At 58.3% G+C, this 19,294-nt stretch carries 18 protein-coding genes; 1 reads left to right on the plus strand and 17 read right to left on the minus strand.

Going from position 1 to position 19,294, the window contains the following annotated elements:
- Positions 1-32: 32 nt before the first annotated feature.
- Genes WG29040_RS10465 through WG29040_RS10490 form a run of 6 tightly spaced genes read right to left on the minus strand, consistent with a single transcriptional unit; the run spans position 33 to position 7,267 of the window.
- A complete protein-coding gene (locus WG29040_RS10465) occupies positions 33-1,424 on the minus strand; it encodes a sigma-54 dependent transcriptional regulator (protein WP_127196118.1) in 1,392 nt (463 codons plus the stop codon).
- A complete protein-coding gene (locus WG29040_RS10470; RefSeq protein ID WP_127196119.1) occupies positions 1,421-3,184 on the minus strand; it encodes a HAMP domain-containing sensor histidine kinase in 1,764 nt (587 codons plus the stop codon). The genes WG29040_RS10465 and WG29040_RS10470 overlap by 4 nt, the downstream gene beginning before the upstream one ends.
- Complete coding sequence (locus tag WG29040_RS10475) at positions 3,184-4,308, minus strand: GNAT family N-acetyltransferase (RefSeq protein ID WP_003443241.1); 1,125 nt, start codon at positions 4,306-4,308, stop codon at positions 3,184-3,186. Before WG29040_RS10475 ends, WG29040_RS10470 begins: the two co-directional genes overlap by 1 nt.
- 13 nt (positions 4,309-4,321) lie before the next feature.
- Positions 4,322-5,188, minus strand: coding sequence for a carboxylesterase (locus tag WG29040_RS10480; protein ID WP_010655653.1), 867 nt, complete (start codon positions 5,186-5,188; stop codon positions 4,322-4,324).
- Entirely contained in the window at positions 5,185-6,579 is a 1,395-nt protein-coding gene (locus WG29040_RS10485) for an aspartate aminotransferase family protein (RefSeq protein ID WP_003443236.1), read from the minus strand. Before WG29040_RS10485 ends, WG29040_RS10480 begins: the two co-directional genes overlap by 4 nt.
- Positions 6,572-7,267 carry an MtnX-like HAD-IB family phosphatase gene (locus WG29040_RS10490; RefSeq protein ID WP_003443234.1) on the minus strand — a complete coding sequence of 232 codons (696 nt, stop codon included), beginning with the start codon at positions 7,265-7,267 and terminating at the stop codon, positions 6,572-6,574. The genes WG29040_RS10485 and WG29040_RS10490 overlap by 8 nt, the downstream gene beginning before the upstream one ends.
- Positions 7,268-7,493: 226 nt before the next feature.
- On the opposite strand from WG29040_RS10490, the gene WG29040_RS10495 reads away from it, so the two are divergent.
- Positions 7,494-8,258 (plus strand): MipA/OmpV family protein, encoded by a 765-nt coding sequence (locus WG29040_RS10495; RefSeq protein ID WP_127196120.1) that lies wholly within the window; start codon positions 7,494-7,496, stop codon positions 8,256-8,258.
- A 63-nt stretch (positions 8,259-8,321) separates the two neighbouring features.
- Here WG29040_RS10495 and WG29040_RS10500 read toward each other — a convergent pair whose 3' ends face one another.
- The 11 genes from WG29040_RS10500 to glpD form a co-directional block, all read right to left on the minus strand.
- Entirely contained in the window at positions 8,322-8,741 is a 420-nt protein-coding gene (locus tag WG29040_RS10500) for an EamA family transporter (protein ID WP_003443230.1), read from the minus strand.
- 10 nt (positions 8,742-8,751) lie between these two features.
- The gene (locus tag WG29040_RS10505) at positions 8,752-9,126 is read right to left on the minus strand and encodes a hypothetical protein (RefSeq protein WP_003443228.1); all 375 of its coding nucleotides are present in this window, start codon (positions 9,124-9,126) and stop codon (positions 8,752-8,754) included.
- Entirely contained in the window at positions 9,123-10,043 is a 921-nt protein-coding gene (locus tag WG29040_RS10510) for an arginase (RefSeq protein WP_127196121.1), read from the minus strand. Before WG29040_RS10510 ends, WG29040_RS10505 begins: the two co-directional genes overlap by 4 nt.
- Positions 10,044-10,231: 188 nt before the next feature.
- Complete coding sequence (locus WG29040_RS10515) at positions 10,232-10,558, minus strand: GlpM family protein (protein ID WP_177412970.1); 327 nt, start codon at positions 10,556-10,558, stop codon at positions 10,232-10,234.
- An 8-nt stretch (positions 10,559-10,566) separates the two neighbouring features.
- Entirely contained in the window at positions 10,567-11,892 is a 1,326-nt protein-coding gene (locus tag WG29040_RS10520) for a sigma-54 dependent transcriptional regulator (RefSeq protein WP_003443222.1), read from the minus strand.
- A complete protein-coding gene (locus tag WG29040_RS10525) occupies positions 11,889-13,793 on the minus strand; it encodes an ATP-binding protein (RefSeq protein WP_003443220.1) in 1,905 nt (634 codons plus the stop codon). Before WG29040_RS10525 ends, WG29040_RS10520 begins: the two co-directional genes overlap by 4 nt.
- Positions 13,794-13,922: 129 nt before the next feature.
- Complete coding sequence (locus tag WG29040_RS10530; RefSeq protein ID WP_003443218.1) at positions 13,923-14,657, minus strand: amino acid ABC transporter ATP-binding protein; 735 nt, start codon at positions 14,655-14,657, stop codon at positions 13,923-13,925.
- Positions 14,654-15,328, minus strand: a complete 675-nt coding sequence (locus tag WG29040_RS10535; protein WP_003443216.1) for an amino acid ABC transporter permease — start codon at positions 15,326-15,328, stop codon at positions 14,654-14,656. Before WG29040_RS10535 ends, WG29040_RS10530 begins: the two co-directional genes overlap by 4 nt.
- A complete protein-coding gene (locus tag WG29040_RS10540) occupies positions 15,328-16,074 on the minus strand; it encodes an amino acid ABC transporter permease (protein ID WP_003443214.1) in 747 nt (248 codons plus the stop codon). Before WG29040_RS10540 ends, WG29040_RS10535 begins: the two co-directional genes overlap by 1 nt.
- Before the next feature lie 202 nt (positions 16,075-16,276).
- The gene (locus WG29040_RS10545; RefSeq protein WP_003443212.1) at positions 16,277-17,197 is read right to left on the minus strand and encodes a glutamate/aspartate ABC transporter substrate-binding protein; all 921 of its coding nucleotides are present in this window, start codon (positions 17,195-17,197) and stop codon (positions 16,277-16,279) included.
- 359 nt (positions 17,198-17,556) lie between these two features.
- On the minus strand, positions 17,557-19,095 hold the full coding sequence (gene glpD, locus WG29040_RS10550) for a glycerol-3-phosphate dehydrogenase (protein ID WP_003443204.1): 1,539 nt from the start codon (positions 19,093-19,095) through the stop codon (positions 17,557-17,559).
- Between the last annotated feature and the right edge of the window lie 199 nt (positions 19,096-19,294).

Below are 19,294 nucleotides of genomic sequence, written 5' to 3' on the forward strand. Positions count from 1 at the left end.
CGAGCATTTGATGTTGAAACAGGGGGTTGGCTTTATCTGATGATTTTGTCGACGTGTATATCGAGCTTTTTCAGGCGGTACCAGAAGCTGCGTTCTGATATGCCAATCAACTGCGCTGCACCAGCCTGGACTCCGTGGGCTTGTTGCAGCGCCGCCAGGATGTAGGCTTTTTCCACTTCAGCCAGCGCCGCTTCCAGATCGGGCGGTACGCTCGGGCCCGGGCTCGGCAGGGCGCTGGTCTGGCTCGGCTGGGCACTGAACAGGTACGGCGGCAGGTCACTGTCCTGGATTGTGCTGCTGGTGGCCACAATGGTGGCGCGCTCGACGCAGTTCTGCAGTTCGCGAATGTTGCCGGGCCAGCTGTATTCGGCCATTGCCCGCAAGGCACTGGGGCTGAAACCGCTGATCCGTTTGCCAGCAGTAGCTCCCAGATTGTGGGCGAAGTGCCGCGCCAGCGCAGCGATGTCTTCAACCCGCTCGCGCAAGGCAGGCAGGGGAATCGGGAATACATTCAGGCGGTAGTACAGATCCTCGCGAAACTCTTTGTTGGCCACGGCTTCCAGCAGGTTTTTATTGGTGGCTGCAATGACCCGGACATCGACCTTGCGCTCGCGGGGATCTCCAACGGGCTCAATGACTCGCTCTTGCAGCGCGCGCAAGATCTTGGCCTGCAGGGCCAGGGGCATATCACCCACTTCATCGAGAAACAAAGTGCCTTTGTCCGCTTGCATGAAGCGCCCGATACGATCAGCGACGGCACCGGTAAAGGCGCCTTTGCGATGACCGAACATCTCGCTTTCCAGCAGCCCTTCAGGAATCGCCGCACAATTGACCGCGACAAAGGGTTTGTCGGCCCGGCTACCGTGGTTGTGGATGGCACGGGCGACCATCTCTTTGCCGGTACCGCTTTCACCGGTCAGCAGGATGGTGGCGTTGCTGTCACGCACCGAGTCGATGGCCTGCAACACCCGGCGAAAACTCGGGCTGTCACCTATCAGGCTCTCGATATGCCAGTGCTCGTCGAGTTCGGCGCGCATGCGTGCGTTATCGCGCAGGATGTCGCGAAACTGCAGGGCTTTGCTGACGGTGATGTCCAGTTCGTCGATATCGAAGGGTTTGGCAATGTAGTCGTAGGCGCCATCGCGCATCGACTGTACGGCGTTTTTCACCGTGCTGTAGGCCGTCATCACAATGACTGGCAGATGCGGGTAACGCACCTTGACCTCGGCCAGTAACTGCGAGCCGTCCATGCCGGGCATGCGCCAGTCGCTGATGATCAGGTCGATGTCTTCCTGTTCCAGAATGGCCAGTGCGTGCAGGCCGTTGCCTGCGGTAAATACCTGCACCTCGTTCTGGCTCAGCGCGGAACTGAGCAGGTCGCAAAGTTTCGGCTCGTCGTCGACCACCAGGATGTTGTGACTCATGACTCATCCCCTCCGTGGGCCGGAATATACAGGTTGAAGGTGGTTCCGGCGTTTTTCTCGCTGATGCATTCAATCCGGCCGTCGTGGTTCTCCATAATGGAGAACACTTTGGGCAGACCCAGGCCCGTACCCGATGCCTTGGTGGTTACAAAAGGCGTGAAAATTCGCTCGATCATGTCAGGTTCAATACCTTGGCCGTTATCGATAATGCTGATCACGGTGTCATTGTTGGTGTCACGGGCAATGCGCAATGTCAGGTGCCCTCCGTCAGGCATTGCGTCTATGGCATTGATGGTCAGGTTCAGGCAGGCCTGTTTCAGTTGCCGGGTGTCCGCGTAAATGGTTGCCCCGGGGGCTTTGTCGTCTATTTCGGTTTTGATGTTGTGGCTGTCCAGTTCGGGCTTGCAGAAGCCCAGAATATCTTCGACCAGAAGTCGTGCCGGCTGGACTGAACGCACCGGTGCACTGGGTTTGGCAAAGTCCAGAAAGTCGGTAATGAGCTCGTTGATTCGCGATACCTCGCTGACCACGTACTCCAGATGGCGCTTGTCGGTTTCGTCCAGATTGGCCCGCCGGTGCAGCAGTTGGGTGGCGGTTTTGATAATGCCCAGCGGATTGCGGATTTCGTGGGCCAGGCCCATGGCGACCTCGCCCAGGGCATGCAGGCGATCACGCCGGCGCAACTGGGCCTCTAGATGATGCAACTGGGCCAGGCGTACGGTCATGTGGTTGAAGGTGCTGCTCAACTCAGCCAGTTCGTCCCGGCCAGACACCGTGACCAGTTGTGTGTAATCCCCGGCAATCACGGCCCGTACACCTTCAGACAGACCGCGCAGTGGCCGGGTCAGGCGCTCGGAAACCAGCCAGCCAACGCTTAGCGAAAGTATCGAGCCGACCAGGAAAATCAGTGCAAACAGGTTGCTCTGATTGACCAGGCCGACAAGACTGGTATGGCGTAGCAAACCACTGTAAATCACGCCTTGCAGTTCACCGGTACCGTTGAGGATTGGCCAGTACAGTCCGCTGTAGCGAGTGGTGAATTGCTCGCTGGGCTGTTTGGTCTCGCGCAGTATTTGCTCGATGGCAGTCGGCACCTGAAGCTCACGGTCATCAAAGTGCTGACTGGAGAAAATTTCGGAATAGCCATTACCACTGGCCAGGTACAGGCGCAGGTCCAGGGAGTGGACGTCAGCGACGCTGGTCAAAAAGCTGTTGTCCATGTAAGTGGCAACCAGTAATTGATACGCCTCGCCATCCTGGGTGGTAGGAAAGGTCGAAACCACTGTGCCGGTGGGCACGCCGCCCACGTCGATGGTTTGCAGCACGGCATTGGGCGCCATGCTGATCTGGTCAACGATGGCTTCACTGGCCGTGCTGAATACCACTTTGTGGTCACTGCTGCGAATCAGCGCCACCACGTTAATGTCCATTGCACTGGCAATGTCGGCGGTCAACTTGTCGTGGCGCAGGGCTGTATGGGAGGTAGGCGGGTGGGTATAGCGCAGGAACAATTGCGCCGCGCGGGCATTGTCTTGAACGATTTCGCCGATTTCGTCTTTGACGATTTCGGTCGATTCCTGCAGCCAGACGCGCACGTTGTTGTCGAAAATATGCGACAGCGTGGTGGCGGCCAGTTCGGCGGCGATCATGGTGGGGATGACGCTGACCAGCCAGAAGGCCAGTACCAGTTTGCGCTGAACCGTCCAGCGCGAGACCTTGAACGCTGGAGCATTGCGCTTTGATTCAGAGGTGATTGGCATTAATGCTCGCTTATCGCTGCCGCAAGGGCGGGGTCATGACGGTCTGGGCGGACGAATAGTTTGACTAACTTGAGCATGTTATTGACCAACCCGTTGCGATGGCGGAAGAACAGCGTATTGCTCTGGAAGGTGCAGCCCAGGCGAACTTTGCTGGCGTATCCGGCCTGGCCACATTCGTATAGCGCAATTCTGTTACGGATGCAGTAGTCGACGTTCTCCATCCAGCTTCTGAAATACAAGCTGTACTCACGTGTCAGTTCAAGGTCGTGACCGAAAAATTTGTCCACCAGCCGATGTTCGTCGATCAGTAGCAGATTGAACGCTACCAGTTGATCATCGAGCCAATACAGCACGCAGAGCGCCCTGTCTCCCAGTTGCTGGAGGATACCCGTGAAATAAGCGGGCGGTAAGCGTTCGAATTGCAGGTCGCTGCGGCCCAGGCTGGCTTCGTACAAACGCATGATGTCGGGCAGGACATCGTCAATGCTGCTGCGCCATTCCACCCTGGGTCCGGGTGAGCGCAATTTGCGGCGCATGTCTTTGCGGGTGGATTTACCCAGGGAGCCGAGGTAGCAGTCAACCGAGCCAAAAGGTACGGGCAGCACGGCCCTGGGCAGGCTGGGCATGGACTGATAGCCCGCCGCCTTGCAGCTATGGGACCAGTCATCGTCATGGCTGGGGACGTCCTTGACCGCTATCAGGCCGATATCCAGCTGGCGGGCGTCGTGCTGCGCCAGAAGCAGCAGGCGTGCCAGCAGGGCCGGGCGCTGGTCAGGCGGAATATGGCTGGCGGTGCCCGCGTTGCATTGTTCGGTCACCGGGGAGCCGATGGCGTATAGAGGCAACTGCACCAGCCCCGGCAAAATATGGTTCAGCTTTTCGGTAAATCGTTTACCGATCCCCTGAACCGTGGTGTCGAGGCGATAAGAGGTGGTGAATGCGGTGGCGGCGGCAATCAGGGTCGAGCCTCTGTACAGCGTCAGGTAACGCCACTCGAAGCCCTCAATGCCGGCGTTTTCCACTGCCACGATGTAGTCCCAATCCTCCAGAGAATCTGGGAAGCAGTCATTCCAGGCCTCGCGTTCGATGGCCTGGATTGATGAAAAGGCTTGGGCTGTAATCATGGATCTTCCTTGGTCAGGCTTGCTGCAGGTACTCGACAGTGCCCTGGGCAACGGTGCTGTGGTGCTTGATGAAAGCGTCACTCAGTTCAATCACGCGGCGGTATTGCAGGTCGACGGTGATCATGTGGTAACAGTTATCGAGCAGCACTTTGGTCACCGGGCCGCCCAGATGGCGCTCTACGTAATCGGCATTCCAGCGGCTGGTGATGTCGTCTTCGATGGAGTGCAGTACCAGTGCCGGGGTGGTGATCGACGGCATGCGTTTTTTCACCACGGCGTTCATCCGGTGCAGCTCGCGCACGGTGATGCCTTCCATTGTCAGTAACCCGGCATTGCTGCTTTCACCGGCTTTCATCTGTCGTTCAACGATCGCTCGCAGGCGCTCGTTCTTGATCCCGTAGGGCGGTTTCTCCTCGAAACTGCACAGGTGCACGCCGAACGGAATGGCCATCAGCAAGGGTGTCAGGAACGCCAGTTTATGAATGCTCCAGCCGTCGTAGCGCAAGGTGGTGGAGTACATCAACAGGCCCGCCACTTGCCCCGGGTGTTCGGAGGCCAGGTACATCGACATCACTGCACCCATCGACAGACCGCCGACGAAAACCCGGGCATGGCGCTGGCGGACATCGACGAAGGTTTTACGCACCCCTTCGTACCAGTCTTGCCAGCCGGTGGCCTGCAGGTCGCTGTTGTCACCGCAGTGGCCGGCCAGGGTGGGTACGTACACTGTGCATGTACCGTCCTTGGCCAGCCCCTGGGCCACCCGCCGCAACTCCGTCGGGGTGCCGGTGAGGCCGTGGATCAACAGGATCCCGACCTCACCCGTGCCGAGAACGAAACCGGCGTCGCCTTCGCCCAGGTCGATCTCTGACCGCTTCACCGCTTCATGGCCCGATGCAACAGGCGATCGAGCAGGGCGATGCCAAGGTCGATTTCGGCGTAGCTGATTTCCAGCGATGGAGCCAGGGTGATGACGTTTTTGTAGTAGCCGCCGACGTCCAGAATCAGACCCAGACGCTTGCCGTCGATTTCGATATCGCCCTTCATGCCTTCTTCAACCATGTAGTCCAGGGTTGCCTTGTCCGGGGTAAAGCCGTCCGGACCGCAGATTTCGCAGCGCAGGGCCAGGCCCAGGCCGTCGACATCGCCGATGATCGGGTAGCGTTTTTGCAGGTCCTGCAGGCCTGCCAGAAAGTATTTGCCTTTCTCCATGACCATCGCGCCGTAGTCGATTTCGCTGGTCATTTTGAACATTTCCAGACCCACCGCAGTGCCTAGCGGGTTGGAGGCGAAGGTGGAGTGGGTCGAGCCTGGCGGGAAGATTTTCGGGTTGATCAGCTCTTCACGGGCCCAGATGCCGCCCAGCGGGTTGAGGCCGTTGGTCAGCGCCTTGCCGAACACGATCACGTCGGGTTTGACGTCGAAGTGCTCGATCGACCATAGCTTGCCGGTGCGCCAGAAGCCCATCTGGATTTCATCGACCACCATCAAAATGCCGTGTTGATCCAGAACCTGCTTGAGTTCGCTGTAGAAGTTCATGGGGGGAATCACATAGCCGCCGGTGCCCTGGATCGGCTCGACGTAAAACGCGGCATATTCGCTCTGGCCGACTTTAGGGTCCCATACACCGTTGTATTCAGTTTCAAACAAACGGGCGAATTGCTGTACGCAGTGGCTGCCATATTCTTCTTTAGTCATGCCTTTTGGGCCGCGGAAGTGATACGGAAACGGGATGAAATTGGCGCGCTCACCGAAGTGGCCATAGCGACGGCGGTAGCGGTAGCTGGAGGTGATCGACGAAGCACCTAGCGTACGACCGTGGTAGCCGCCTTCGAAGGCAAACATCAGGCTTTTGCCGTTGGTGGCGTTACGGACCACTTTCAACGAGTCTTCGATGGACTGTGAACCGCCAACGTTGAAGTGCACGCGTCCGTCGAGACCGAACTTGTTTTTGGCGTCGACCGCGATGCGCTCCGACAACTCGATCTTGCCTTTGTGCAGGTATTGGCTGGCAATCTGCGGCAGGGTATCGATCTGTTGTTTCAGGGCGTTGTTCAAGCGCGGATTGGAGTAACCGAAGTTAACCGCCGAGTACCACATTTGCAGATCGAGATAAGCCTGGTCACTGGTGTCCCATACATAAGAGCCTTCGCAGCGGCTGAAAATGCGCGGTGGTTCGATGTAGTGGACAGTGTCGCCGTACGAGCAGTACTTGGCTTCTTTTTCCAGAAGAATCTGGTCTTCAGGTGAGGCGATCCGGATATCAGACATGATTGAAAAGCTCCTGTTGTTCACGAGAATAGTGGGGGGCGTTGGCGGCGTTGCTTGGCAATTTGGCCAGCAGGGCCGCAAGTTCAGAGAATGTGTCGAAGCGTGCGTACGGGATGCCGTTGCGCTCGCAGTGTTCAGCCAGACTGTCTTTGGCGAATACGAAGTCGGCGCTTGCGGCCACACACATGTCGGAGCGCCCGTCGCCAATCACCAGCACGCGTTTGCCGCCAGGCGTGGATTTGCATTTGCAGTTGCCTGAAGCCGCATGGCAGGCGTCGCTGGCATGGGGGAAGTCGATGCGCCAACGGTTGTGGTCGACCTGGCGCAGGCGGTTGGCGAGGATCGGCAACAGGCTCACATAGTTGCGGGCCAGGATGCGCGCGATGCCCTGTTCGATGCCGTCACTGACCACTTCGATAGAAGCACCGAGGCCGATGACGTGATCAACGAAATCCGGAAAGTCCGGGTCAATCTCAACGGTATCGAAATAGGCCAGCAGTTCGGCTGGGGAGGCTTTAACCAGCGACAGCTGGCGGCTGAGGCATTCACGCGAACCAATCTCACCTTGCACCCATTGTTCTTCGATCGCTTCCCAGCTGGGGTCGGCGAAACGTTGAAGAATGTTGTCGATGACGTCGGTGCGGGTGATGGTTCCGTCGAAATCACACACGATATGCCATTGCATCATCTGCATTGTCCTGTTGTGGAGACGCGCACTTTGCGCATGTACAGGACAGAGCACGGACTGTGCCAAGTTGCCAAAGCCCCGTGGGCCGGGGCTTTGGCCGTTGCCCGCGGTGAGAATCCCCGAGCAGGCTACAATTTTTGTAGCTTGCTACAAACAACATCAGTGCTTGCGTCGAATTCTCAAAAAAGCGACTTATGCGCGCATGAATTCATATGGAACCTCTGTCATGAAAACCTGCGCTCCTGTTTTTTTGCTGCTCTCATTGTTGGGTGTCGGGGTCGTGGCGCGTGCTGCCGACGGCCCCAGTGGCGAAGTGGGGGTCGGGATTGGCTATCAGCCTTACGACCCCAGTGGCAGCCGCTATCAGACAGTACCGCTGCCGTACTTCGATGTGGACTGGGGCGATGTCAGTCTGGATACCGACAATGGCCTGACCTGGAGCAGCTTCAAAGCTGATGGCTGGAGCGCCGGGCCATTTATCAATTACTTGTCGGGGCGTAACGCCAACGGTTCGCTGCGCGGGCTGCGGGATGTTTCGGACATGGCGCAACTGGGCGGCTTCGTTCAATACAGTCCGGCCGAGTTCTGGCGCGTGTATGCGCAACTGGGCCAGGCGGTGGGCGGTGCTGGCGGGCAGGGAGGGTTATTGGGGCAAGTGGGCGGTGAGCTGGGTTATCCGCTGGGCCTGGGAATTATCGGCAGCAGCCAGTTGGCGGTGAACTTTGCCGATGCCCGGCAAATGTCGACTTTCTTTGGTGTCAGCGCCAGTGAAGCCCGGGCTTCGGGTTTTTCTGCGTACAACGCCGGCGGTGGTTTTCAGAACGTGACATTGACCCAGAACTTCGAGTTTGCGCTGGCACAACATTGGTCACTGGTGGCCAGTGCCAGCTGGGTTCGTCTGGTGGGTACAGCGGCAGACAGCAGCATCGTCAAGGATGTGGGCGACGTGAATCAGGGCACAGTGCAGACCGCGATCAGCTATAAATTCTAGAGTGCGGGCTGACTCTGCGGGAGCTGGATAGCCGGCTCCCGCAGTTGCTCATCAGTCGATCTGTCAGTGCTCCGGCTCGCCGTCAGCCAGCAAGGCAATCCCGCCAATGATCACCGCCACGCCCGCCCAGTGCAGCGCGCTGATGTGCTCACCCAGGCCCAGCCACGAACCCAGCAGCACCCCCACGAATACCAGCGAACTCAGCGGAAACGCCAACGACAGGCTGCTGCGGCGCAATATCAGCATCCACACGAAAAATGCGCCGATATAGCAGGCAATGGCTGCCCATACCCCGGGATTGAGCAGCATGTCGTGCAGCCATTGCAGGGTGAAATCCGTATTGCCCAACTGATCGCCGCCGACTTTGGTCGCGATTTGCCCTGCGCTTTCCAGGATGATCAGCAATGCCCACAGTACAACCGTACCCAGCCGCCCATGCAGCCATCCACTTTGTGGCGGATTCATCGGTTCAGAGTTTTGCATGATTAATCTCCTAAGCTCCGGCGATGCTGACCAGCAACACGCCGAGGGTAATCACCAGAGTGCCCATCCAGCGGCGACGGCTGACGTGTTCACCAAGAAACACCTTGCCGGCGAAGACCACACCGCAATAGGCCAGCGCTGCGGCCGGAAACAACAAACTCAGCGGCGCCCGGGACAAGGCTTCAAGCCAGATGAAAAATTCGATCACGTAGGCAGCGATACCCGCCCACAGCATGGGAGCCTGGAACACCTGGCCCCAGAACGCATTGAGGCGAAAGCCGCCTTCGAGTTCGGGTAACCGGTCGAGGCCGATTTTGAAACACAGTTGGCCGATCACATCGAGAACGATGGAAAACGCCACTAGCGCAATAACAGTCAAAGTCACGGAAACAGCTCCTCAAACAACGAAATAAGGGCTTTGTTGGTGGTTGAATTGCGTAACAAATCGCTTTCGCTCCAGCGTTCTGGTGGCGGCTGATCGGACTTGGCCTCCCAGCGTTTGAGCAGGTTGCTGTGTGGCGCCCTGGCGAAGTCGCCGCAGACGTCGATCCCCAGTACGCGCTTGCTGGTGGCCAGCGCGCGTATGGCGTGGAGCAGGTGGGTAAGACGCATGCCGCCCTGATCCCAATTGGTGGCGGCGTCTTCGCTGGCCAGCACGTCTTTGTCGATGCTGATCCACACCCCTGTGGTGGGCAGGTTCTTGATCAGTTTGTCGATAAAGGTGGGCCAGTCCTGATCGGCCAGGTTGCGCCAGTACAGGAGATTTTCGTGTTGCTCATGGCCTGCGCCATCGCCGATGCGGCCCCAGACTTTGGTGGGCGCATGGCGCCATGGAAAGAGTTGCAGAGCCCCGCTGCGCAAGGCCCCCAGGTTGGCGCCTTTGAACTGCGGGCTTTTCAGATCATCGCTGCAGGGGCCAAGGGTGACGATACGCTTGATATTGTGCAGTCTGAGCGCCCGGTTGATCCATGAACCGCAATGCCGGCGGGGAGCAAAGCGCACCCAGTCGGGGTGGTTGTCGAAATGGACCAGGGTGACAGGCTCGTGCAGGTCTGCCAGCAGGGCCGGGGTCAGGTGATGATAATCACCGGAGCCGACGAAGAATATTTCAGGCCTGTGGGCCGCCCGCCTGGGACGTTCCTGCAGTAATTTGGCGAAGCGCTGGTAATTGCGTTCGGTGGACCACAAACGCAATTTCGGTCCCAGGGCCAGTAAATCCATACGGATCGCGCGACCATCGGCCAGCCGCAGCGCAATGGGCGCCTGGTGGGTCAGGCTGTGATCCAGATCGAGAATGTTCATGTGCTATGTACCCCCGTTTATTCACCGCCGGGTCAGACCAGGCGGGCGTCAGTGGGTAAATGCAAGGGGCGGGCCAGAATTTCGGCGGGTGTGGATCTCTGCTGGAACGAGACAGCTTGCGATCCAGGCCCCCGGGTATTTCAAGTGCAGCGCGACGTTGCTACCGACAGCAAGCTCGCTCCTGGCGATCAGTGCAAGCGCACCCAGACACTGACCAGTACGGTTGCGGCGATCAGCCAGGCCACGGCGGCCAGTGCCAAAGAGGCTTCTAGACGCATGCGATCCACCAGTACGTAGAGTGCTGCGAGGTAGACGAAGTAGGGAATGATCGACCACATGCCGAAGACGATGGTGGTTTTCAGGTCGTCCAGTGAGCGCCCTTTGCCGACGATGTAGTGGGCAATCAGGGCAAAAGTCGGAAACAGCGGGACCAGACCTGCGATGTAGTAGTTTTTGGTTTTTGCCAGCATCGCCAGGATGATTACCACGGCGGCGCCCAGTGCAGCTTTCAGAATTAAATCCATCAGTGAGCCAGCCCGTATTTTTTGACCTTGTCGAAGAGTGTGGTTTTGGCCATGCCCAACTCCTGGCTGGCCTGGGTCAGGTTGCCGCCACTGCGTTGTAGTGCATCGCTGAGCAGATTGCGCTCGAACGCCTCCACCGCTTCCGAAAAGCCCAGGCCCTGGGCGACGTTGCTGCCCGATTTCTTGAAGGCCGGCAGGCCCAAAGCAAAACGCTCGGCCACGTTGCGCAGCTCTCGCACGTTGCCCGGCCAGTCATGGCTCATCAGGTTGGACAGGGTCTGGTTATCCAGTTCAGGCGCCGTGCGGTCGAAACGCAGGGACGATTGCTGCAGGAAGTACTCGAACAGTTGCAGGATGTCTTCGCGGCGCTCGCGCAGAGGCGGCAGCTCGAGTGTCACCACATTCAACCGGTAATAGAGGTCGCTGCGAAACTGGCTGACTTTGCTCAGCTGATCGAGGTCGGACTTGGTGGCGGCAATCACCCGGCAATCGACATCGATGCTCTGGTTGGAGCCCAGGCGCTCCAGTGAGCGCTCCTGCAGCACCCGCAGCAGTTTGATCTGCAGGTTGAGCGGCATGCTTTCTACTTCGTCGAGAAACAGGGTGCCGCCGTCGGCATGTTCGATCTTGCCGATCCGACGCTTGCCGGCACCGGTAAAGGCATTGGCTTCGTGACCGAATATCTCGCTTTCGAACAGGTTTTCCGGCAGCCCGCCGCAGTTGAGCGCGACGAATTGCCGGGGCTGGCGACGGCTGAAGTCGTGCAGGCAGCGGGCGACCAGCTCCTTGCCGGTACCGGTTTCGCCCTCAATCAGCACGTTGGCCGAGGTATCGGCGACGTTGGCGATCAATTCGCGTAATTGCTGCATGGCGGGCGAGCGGCCGATGATCCGGCCCTCAAGGGAATCACGCTCGGCCAGCTGCCGGCGCAGTGACCACACTTCTCGGGCCAGGCCGCGTTGCTCCAGGGCCCGGCGTGCGATGTCGACCAGGCGTTCAGGAGAAAAAGGTTTCTCCATGAAGTCATAGGCGCCATCGCGCATGGCGCCCACGGCCATGGAAATATCGCCATGCCCGGTAATCAGTACCACCGGCAGGCTGCGATCACGGGCCTTGAGCCGTTTCAGCAGCTCCAGACCATCGATCCCGGGCAGGCGGATGTCACTGATGACAATGCCGGGGAAGTTGTCCCCGACCATTGCCAGGGCTTGTTCAGCACTGCTCACGCCTTCGCTGCGAATATCTTCGAGCGCGAGCGCCTGCTGGCATCCGAGCAGGACATGGGGGTCGTCTTCGACAATCAGGACGGTCAGCTCGTTATTCATATCGGCTCGGCCTTAGCGGGTTGCAACAGCGGTAATAAGAGGACAAACGCAGCACCACCGGTGGCCGGGAACTCGACGCTGAGGCTGCCGCCGGCAGCGGCGGCCAGGCTGGCCGACAGGGTCAGGCCCAGGCCCAGACCCTGCTCGCCGGGTTTGGTGGTGAAGAAGGGTTCAAACAGGTGTTTTCGGCTTTCAGGGTCGATGCCGGGACCGTTGTCACGTACTCGCAGGCGGTACTTGCCGTCGCCGGGTTCGCCTTCCAGCCACAGCTTTTTGGGGGCTGCCTGGTCCTGCATGGCGTCCAGAGCGTTGCCAATCAGGTTGACGAGGATCTGTTCCAGCCGGGTCTGGTCGATCTTGAGCTGGACGTCGCTGAAATCGCGCTGCAGTTCAACTCCGGCTGCTTCCAGGCGAAGCGCGAGCAGTTGCAGGGTCGCCTCCACTGCCTTGCCCAGGCTGGCCTGGCCCTGGTCATCGCCGCGTCGGGCAAAGGAGCGCAGGTTGGCAGTGATGCGGCCCATGCGGTCCACCAGATTGTTGATGGTGTTGAGATTGTCCGCCGCTACCTTCAGATCGCCGCGCTGGAGAAACCTTATGGTGTTGCCCGACAGTGTGCGCAAGGCGGCCAATGGCTGATTCAGTTCATGGGCAATGCTGGTGGACATTTGACCGATGGCGGCCAGTTTGCCGGCCTGGACCAGTTCGTCCTGGGCCCGGCGCAGGGTGTCTTCGGCCTGACGGCGCTCGCGAATCTGGCCCTTGAGCCGTTCGTTGCTGGCACGCAGGTGGGCGGTGCGTTCCGTAATTTTGCGTTCGAGCTGGTTATTGGCTTCTTGCAGGGCTTCGCGGGCCGCAAGCCTGGTTGCTATCACTTTGCGCCGTTCATTCCAGGCAATCAGCAAGAAGGCCAGCAGGGCAAAGGCCACGGCCACCAGCATGCCCTGATTGGCAGCTTCGCGGCGCAAGTCTTGTAATGGGGTGAGCAGGGTTATTTCCCAGGGCGTGTCGTTGAGCTTGCGGGTCTGGGCCAGATAGCTGACTTCCTTTTCATCCTTGGCCAGTCCGCTACTGGCGGCAAAGGTGACGGTTTCTACGCCTTCGGCCAGATGCTCACGTTCCACAGGTTGCAGCTCATTAAGCGGCCACCAGTAATACTGCAGGCTGCGCGCCAGCTGCTCTTTGGTGTCGGCGGTCAGGGGGCGGACCGATTTCAGGCGGCGGGTCGGATCACTCGACAGAATGATGATGCCGTTTTCATCGCTCACATAGGCTTCGAGCCGGGCGCGTTGCCAGCGCTCCTCAAGGGCTTCGAGGCGGACTTTGATCACCGCAACGCCAATGATTTTGCCTTGTTCTTCCAGACCGTGGGCCAGGTAGTAGCCCGGCTCGCCGGAGGTGCTGCCAATGCCGTAAAAACGTCCCGGCTGACCGCGCACTGCGTCTTGAAAGTAGGCCCGGAAAGACAGGTCTTCGCCCAGGTAGCTGTCGGCGTCGCGCCAGTTACTGGTGGCCATTACCCGGCCCGTGGTGTCCAGTACATAAATGGCACGGCTGCGGCTGCGGCGGTTCAGGCCTTCGAGGTATTGATTGACGGTAACCCGGTTCTGCGCGGTCGGATCTGCCAGCAAATGCGAAACACTGGACTCCAGCTCCAGCAGGCTGGGCAGGTAGGTGTATTTGCCGAGCTCACTCTCGACAGTGCGTGCATGGAGTTCAAGTTGACGCTCACCGTTCTCGCTGAGGCTGCGGATGCCAAAGTGTTCGCTGACGCGATAGCCCGCGTAGCCCAGCCCGATGGTTAGCAGCAGGATGAGCGGGGGTAACAGCAAATGGCGGAGCAGACGAGGTTTCACGGCAAGTGAGGGCGGGGCACCGCGATAAATAGTGGGGTCGCATTTCATCACAGATGCCTTGGGTCAACCACTGCGCAAGAGCAGCCGATTAACAGAAATCTCCTGTAGCAGCGAGCTGGTCTCGCGATCTTTTGGAAGATCGCGAGACCAGCCCGCTCCTGCAAGGAATGGTGCTGCTTAGTGCTGCAAGATTTTGGCGAGGAAGTGTTGCGCACGCTCGGAACGGGCCGTTACATCACCGAAGAACTCTTCTTTCTCACAGTCTTCGACGATTTTGCCCTGGTCCATGAAGATCACCCGGTTGGCGACCTTGCGTGCAAAGCCCATTTCATGGGTGACGCACATCATGGTCATGCCTTCGTGGGCCAGTTGCACCATCACGTCCAGTACTTCGTTAACCATTTCCGGGTCGAGGGCCGAGGTCGGTTCGTCAAACAGCATGACGATCGGGTCCATGGCCAGTGCGCGGGCAATGGCTACGCGCTGTTGCTGGCCGCCGGAGAGTTGTCCCGGGTGCTTGTGGGCATGTGCCGAGAGGCCAACGCGTTCCAGCAGTTCGAGGCCCTTTTTGGTGGCTTCTTCCTTGCTGCGCCCCAATACCTTGATCTGCGCGATCGTCAGGTTTTCGGTGATGGTCATGTGCGGGAACAGTTCGAAATGCTGGAACACCATGCCCACCCGCGAGCGCAGTTTTGGCAAATCGGTCTTCGGGTCGGCAATCGAAGTGCCATCGACCACGATGTCGCCTTTCTGGAACGGTTCCAGGGCGTTGACGCACTTGATCAGGGTCGATTTACCGGAGCCTGACGGGCCGCAGACTACAACCACTTCGCCTTTTTTGACTTCAGTACTGCAGTCGGTCAGTACCTGGAAGTCCCCGTACCACTTGTTGATGTTCTTGATCGAGATCATACGGCAAACCTTTTTTGCAGACGCTTGACCAGCAGCGAGGCGGAAAAGCTGATGATGAAATACACCAGACCGGCGAAGATCAGGAACTCATTGGAGCGGCCGATGATGTCGCCACTGGAGCGCGAGGCATTGAGGAAGTCCACAAGGCCAACCGTGTAAACCAGCGAGGTGTCCTGGAACAAAATGATGCTCTGTTGCAACAGCAGCGGGGTCATTTTGCGAAAGGCCTGGGGCAGGATGATCAGGCGCATGGCCTGGCCGTAACTCATGCCCAGCGCTTTGGCTGCGCCCATCTGGCCTTTGGGAATGGCCTGTACGCCGGCCCGCACGATTTCGCAGAAGTAGGCGGCTTCGAACATGACGAATGCCACCATGCATGATTCGAATGCACCGATCGGGGTGTCTTTGCCGGTGATCCAGCGCAGTACGAACGGGACCGCCAGGTAGAACCAGGTAATGACCAGCAGTAGCGGGATGGAGCGGAAGTAGTTCACGTAAGCGCCGGCCAGGTTGGCCAGCCACTTGCTGGACGACAAACGCATCAACGCCAGCACGGTGCCCAGGGCAATACCGCCGATAACGCCCAGGACCATGAGTTTCAAGGTCATGAGCATGCCGTTCCACAGGCCCGGCAGGGCAGGAACAATCCCGCTGAAATCGAAGAAGTCCATTATTTGCCCCCCAATGACATCAGGCCGGGCACCGCGACTTTCTTCTCGATCAGGCGCATCAGCAACATCAGGCTCATGTTCAGGGTGAAGTAAATCAGCGTGGCCAGGGTGAAGGCTTCAAACAGGTTGGCGGAAAACTCTGCCGTCTGTTTGGTTTGCGCCAGCAACTCCATCAAACCGATCAGCGATGCCACAGACGAGTTCTTGAACACGTTCAGGAATTCGGAGGTGAGCGGTGGAATGATGATTCGGTAGGCTTGTGGCAGCAGCACGTTCCAGTAGATCTGCGACAGGCTGAAGCCCATGGCGCGCGCGGCGGCTTCTTGCCCGTGGGGCAGGGCCTGAATACCGGTACGTACCTGTTCGCAGACACGGGCGGCGGTGAACAGACCCAGACACACGACAACACTCAGGTAGGCCGAGGTGGTCGGGTTGAGGTCTTGCTTGTACCAGTCCTGCAGGTTCTGCGGCAGCAGGTCGGGTACCAGGAAGTACCAGATAAACAGCTGAACCAGCAGTGGTACGTTGCGGAAGATTTCCACATACACCCCGGCGATGCCGGCTACCAGGCGGTTTGGCATGGTGCGCATGACGCCCAGCATCGAACCCAGTATCAGTGCAACAATCCAGGCGACAACAGCGATCGCAATGGTCCAGCCCAGACCGGAGATAAACCAGTCGAGATATGTCTCGCTGCCTATGCCGGTGGACTTGAAGAACACGCTCCAGTCCCAGTTGTAATTCATGCAGGGTCTCCCCTCAGATGGGTCTATAAAAAAGCACTTGCTTCAGGGAATCCGTTCTCACCCGACAGGGTCCGTCAGGCACACCGAGCCCGCTCGATCATCAGGGGTTCGAGTGTTCTCTAATGCAGTAAGAAGCAGTACAGCCGGTGAACAAGACTTGTGAGCGCGTTCAATCGCGCTCACAAGTCGCCTCAGCCAGGGATCAGGCCGCTGGTTTTTCTTCAGGTGCCGGCTTGTCGTTCGGGTTGGCGATCAGCTCTTTGAGCTCTTTGCTCATCGGGAAGTCGAGGTTCAGACCTTTTGGCGGGATAGGGGACTGGAACCATTTGGCGTAGGATTTATTGACGTCGCCAGACTTGTAGTAAGTGATGATGGCGTCATCCACGGCTTTCTTGAAGTCAGGATCACCTTTACGCAGCATGCAGCCATAAATTTCGTACGACTGTGGCGTGCCGGTCACGGCCCAGTCTGTTGGCTTCTTGGCCTTGGCCATTTCACCGGCCAGCAGTGCGTCATCCATCATGAAGGCTACAGCGCGGCCCGACTCAAGCATGTTGAAGGCTTCGCCGTGGTCTTTTGCCGAGATCACGTTCATGCCCATCTGCTTGTCGGCGTTCATCGCCTTGAGGATGCGCTCCGAAGTCGTGCCCGCGGTGGTGACCACGTTTTTGCCTTTCAGGTCAGCGAAGTCCTTGTAAGGCGAGTCCTTTTTGGACAGCAGACGAGTACCGATTTCGAAGATGCCGACCGAAAAGTCTACTTGCTGGGCGCGTTCCGCGTTGTTGGTGGTGGAACCACACTCAACGTCAACGGTGCCGTTCTGCACCAGCGGGATGCGGGTCTGGGAAGTGACCAGGTTGTACTTGACCTTGAGGTCGGGCATGTCGAGTTGCTTTTTCAGCCCTTCGACGATTGCCAGTTGCACATCGTGGGAGTAGCCAACCGGCTTGCCGGAGCCATCAGCGATGTAAGAGAACGGGATGGAGGAGTCACGATGCCCGAGGGTGATGGTGCCGGATTCTTTGATTTTCTTCAGTGTGCCGGTCAATTCGGCTGCAAAAACTGGAGTGCTAATCAGAGCTGCAGCAATAGCTGCGCTCAAAAGTTGCGGAACGATGCGCATCGATGTTTCCTCGACATTGTTTTTTTTATTGAGCCCGTTTGCGGACCCTTTTTGTACTAGGAATAGCCCAACAGGCTTGAGCACTGTTTAAGCATTCGGCTCAGAGTGTAGAGCATGAGTCGTGCCAAACGCGTGAATAATGCTCATCTATATGATTTGTAAGGATTTTTTAATATTTCAAGAATGGCTGTCGATAGGGAATGCCCGGAAAGCCGAATCAATGTGGGGCTTGCCGTTCGGAAAACCGAATGAAACCGGGCTGTAGCAGCGAGCCTGTTCGCGATGAAGGCAATCCGGTTGTCAGAAAACCGGGGAGGGTACCTTCGCGAGCAGGCTCGTTCATGCCGCGCGTCATGCCATCAAGCGGCTGCTACCTTGCGATGCTTCAAGTCCAGTGTGGCCATGTATTGCGCCAGGTGTTCCTGCTCTTGGGCCGTGGTGAACAAGCCGAGCTTGGTCCGGCGCCACAGGATGTCCTGTGCATCCAGTGCCCATTCCTGTGTGCACAGGTAGTCGACTTCACGACTGTAGAGACCGCTGCCGATATGCTCACCCATATCGTCCAGACCTTGCGCACCGTCCAGCAGGTTCCATGAGCGGCTGCCATAGGTGATTGCCCAGCGCTTGGCAATGGCAGCATCCAGCCAGTTGTATTTGCTGGTCAGGGCAGCGCTGAGGGCTTGCGGGGTAGTCATGTTTTCGCCACCCGGCAGGGTGGCCTTGGCGGTCCAGCTTGGCTTGATCTGAGTAAAGTACGGCGTCAGTTGGGCCATGGCCGATTCAGCCAGCTTGCGGTAAGTGGTCAGCTTGCCACCAAACACCGACAGCAAAGGTGCTTCGCCCGGAACGCCGGACAGTGCCAGGGTGTAGTCACGGGTGACCGCCGACGGGTTGTCCGACTCGTCATTGCACAGCGGGCGTACGCCGGAGTAAGTGCGCAGAATGTCGGCACGGCTCACTTGCTGTTTGAAGTGGGCGTTGACCACGTTCAGCAGATAGTCGGTTTCCTGTTCGGTGATGCTGACTTTGGCCGGGTCGCCGGTGTATTCGCGGTCAGTAGTACCGATGATGGTGAACTGGTCCATGTACGGAATGGTGAACACTATCCGTTGGTCTTCGTTCTGCAGGATGAAGGCGTTGGGTGCGTCATACAGCTTCGGAACGATCAGGTGGCTGCCCTGAATCAGGCGAATGCCGTATGGCGAGTCCAGCTTGAGATCGTCTTTGATGAACTTGGCCACCCAGGGCCCGGCAGCGTTGACCAAAGCCTTGGCGCGAATCGAAAACAGGCTGCCGTCAGCGCGCTCAAGATTCAGCTCCCACAAGCCTTTGCTGCGACGAGCTCCGACGCAGCGGGTCTGGGTATGTACATGCGCACCTTTTTCCCGCGCAGCCATGGCGTTGAGTACTACAAGGCGTGCGTCATCCACCCAGCAGTCCGAGTATTCGAAGCCTTTGGTGATTTCTGCTTTTAACGGGCTGTCGGTACCGAACTTGAGGCTGGTAGAACCGGCGAGCTTTTCACGCTTGCCCAGGTGGTCATACAGGAACAGGCCGGCACGGATCATCCATGCCGGGCGCAAGTGCGGGCGATGGGGCAAGACAAAGCGCATGGGTTTGACGATATGCGGGGCTTTTGCCAGCAACACTTCGCGCTCGGCCAGGGCTTCGCGCACCAGGCGGAACTCGTAATGCTCCAGGTAACGCAGGCCACCATGAATCAGCTTGCTGCTGGCGGACGAGGTGTGACTGGCCAGATCGTCTTTTTCGCAAAGGAACACAGATAAGCCTCGACCGGCAGCGTCTGCCGCGATCCCTACCCCGTTGATTCCACCGCCAATGACGGCGACATCGTAAACCTCGGCGAGGGGAGTGGCAGGCAAGGTGGTCAGGGACATATGTAGGCCTCGCGTTCTTTACGCATATTTGAATTCGAACATTAATGTTCATTTTCGAAAATGGTAGCGGATAAAGGCCGACAGAGCCAGTGCGCTTCGATTGAAAAAACTCATCGAAGGAGGGGGAAAGGAAGAATTTCGAACATTTTAGCGCGTGGGCCAGTTGCCTCGCGATTCACGCGAGGCATGCATGGGCCTG

Source organism: Pseudomonas sp. PAMC 29040, assembly GCF_003994535.1.
In the GTDB taxonomy this organism is placed as follows: domain Bacteria; phylum Pseudomonadota; class Gammaproteobacteria; order Pseudomonadales; family Pseudomonadaceae; genus Aquipseudomonas; species Aquipseudomonas paraversuta.

Bases quoted from the DNA above. Each gene is read 5' to 3' on its own strand.
- WG29040_RS10465 (WP_127196118.1), bottom strand. From the start codon at position 1,424: ATGAGTCACAACATCCTGGTGGTCGACGACGAGCCGAAACTTTGCGAC.
- WG29040_RS10470 (WP_127196119.1), bottom strand. From the start codon at position 3,184: ATGCCAATCACCTCTGAATCAAAGCGCAATGCTCCAGCGTTCAAGGTC.
- WG29040_RS10475 (WP_003443241.1), bottom strand. From the start codon at position 4,308: ATGATTACAGCCCAAGCCTTTTCATCAATCCAGGCCATCGAACGCGAG.
- WG29040_RS10485 (WP_003443236.1), bottom strand. From the start codon at position 6,579: ATGTCTGATATCCGGATCGCCTCACCTGAAGACCAGATTCTTCTGGAA.
- WG29040_RS10490 (WP_003443234.1), bottom strand. From the start codon at position 7,267: ATGATGCAATGGCATATCGTGTGTGATTTCGACGGAACCATCACCCGC.
- WG29040_RS10495 (WP_127196120.1), top strand. From the start codon at position 7,494: ATGAAAACCTGCGCTCCTGTTTTTTTGCTGCTCTCATTGTTGGGTGTC.
- WG29040_RS10500 (WP_003443230.1), bottom strand. From the start codon at position 8,741: ATGCAAAACTCTGAACCGATGAATCCGCCACAAAGTGGATGGCTGCAT.
- WG29040_RS10510 (WP_127196121.1), bottom strand. From the start codon at position 10,043: ATGAACATTCTCGATCTGGATCACAGCCTGACCCACCAGGCGCCCATT.
- WG29040_RS10520 (WP_003443222.1), bottom strand. From the start codon at position 11,892: ATGAATAACGAGCTGACCGTCCTGATTGTCGAAGACGACCCCCATGTC.
- WG29040_RS10525 (WP_003443220.1), bottom strand. From the start codon at position 13,793: ATGAAATGCGACCCCACTATTTATCGCGGTGCCCCGCCCTCACTTGCC.
- WG29040_RS10530 (WP_003443218.1), bottom strand. From the start codon at position 14,657: ATGATCTCGATCAAGAACATCAACAAGTGGTACGGGGACTTCCAGGTA.
- WG29040_RS10535 (WP_003443216.1), bottom strand. From the start codon at position 15,328: ATGGACTTCTTCGATTTCAGCGGGATTGTTCCTGCCCTGCCGGGCCTG.
- WG29040_RS10540 (WP_003443214.1), bottom strand. From the start codon at position 16,074: ATGAATTACAACTGGGACTGGAGCGTGTTCTTCAAGTCCACCGGCATA.
- WG29040_RS10545 (WP_003443212.1), bottom strand. From the start codon at position 17,197: ATGCGCATCGTTCCGCAACTTTTGAGCGCAGCTATTGCTGCAGCTCTG.
- glpD (WP_003443204.1), bottom strand. From the start codon at position 19,095: ATGTCCCTGACCACCTTGCCTGCCACTCCCCTCGCCGAGGTTTACGAT.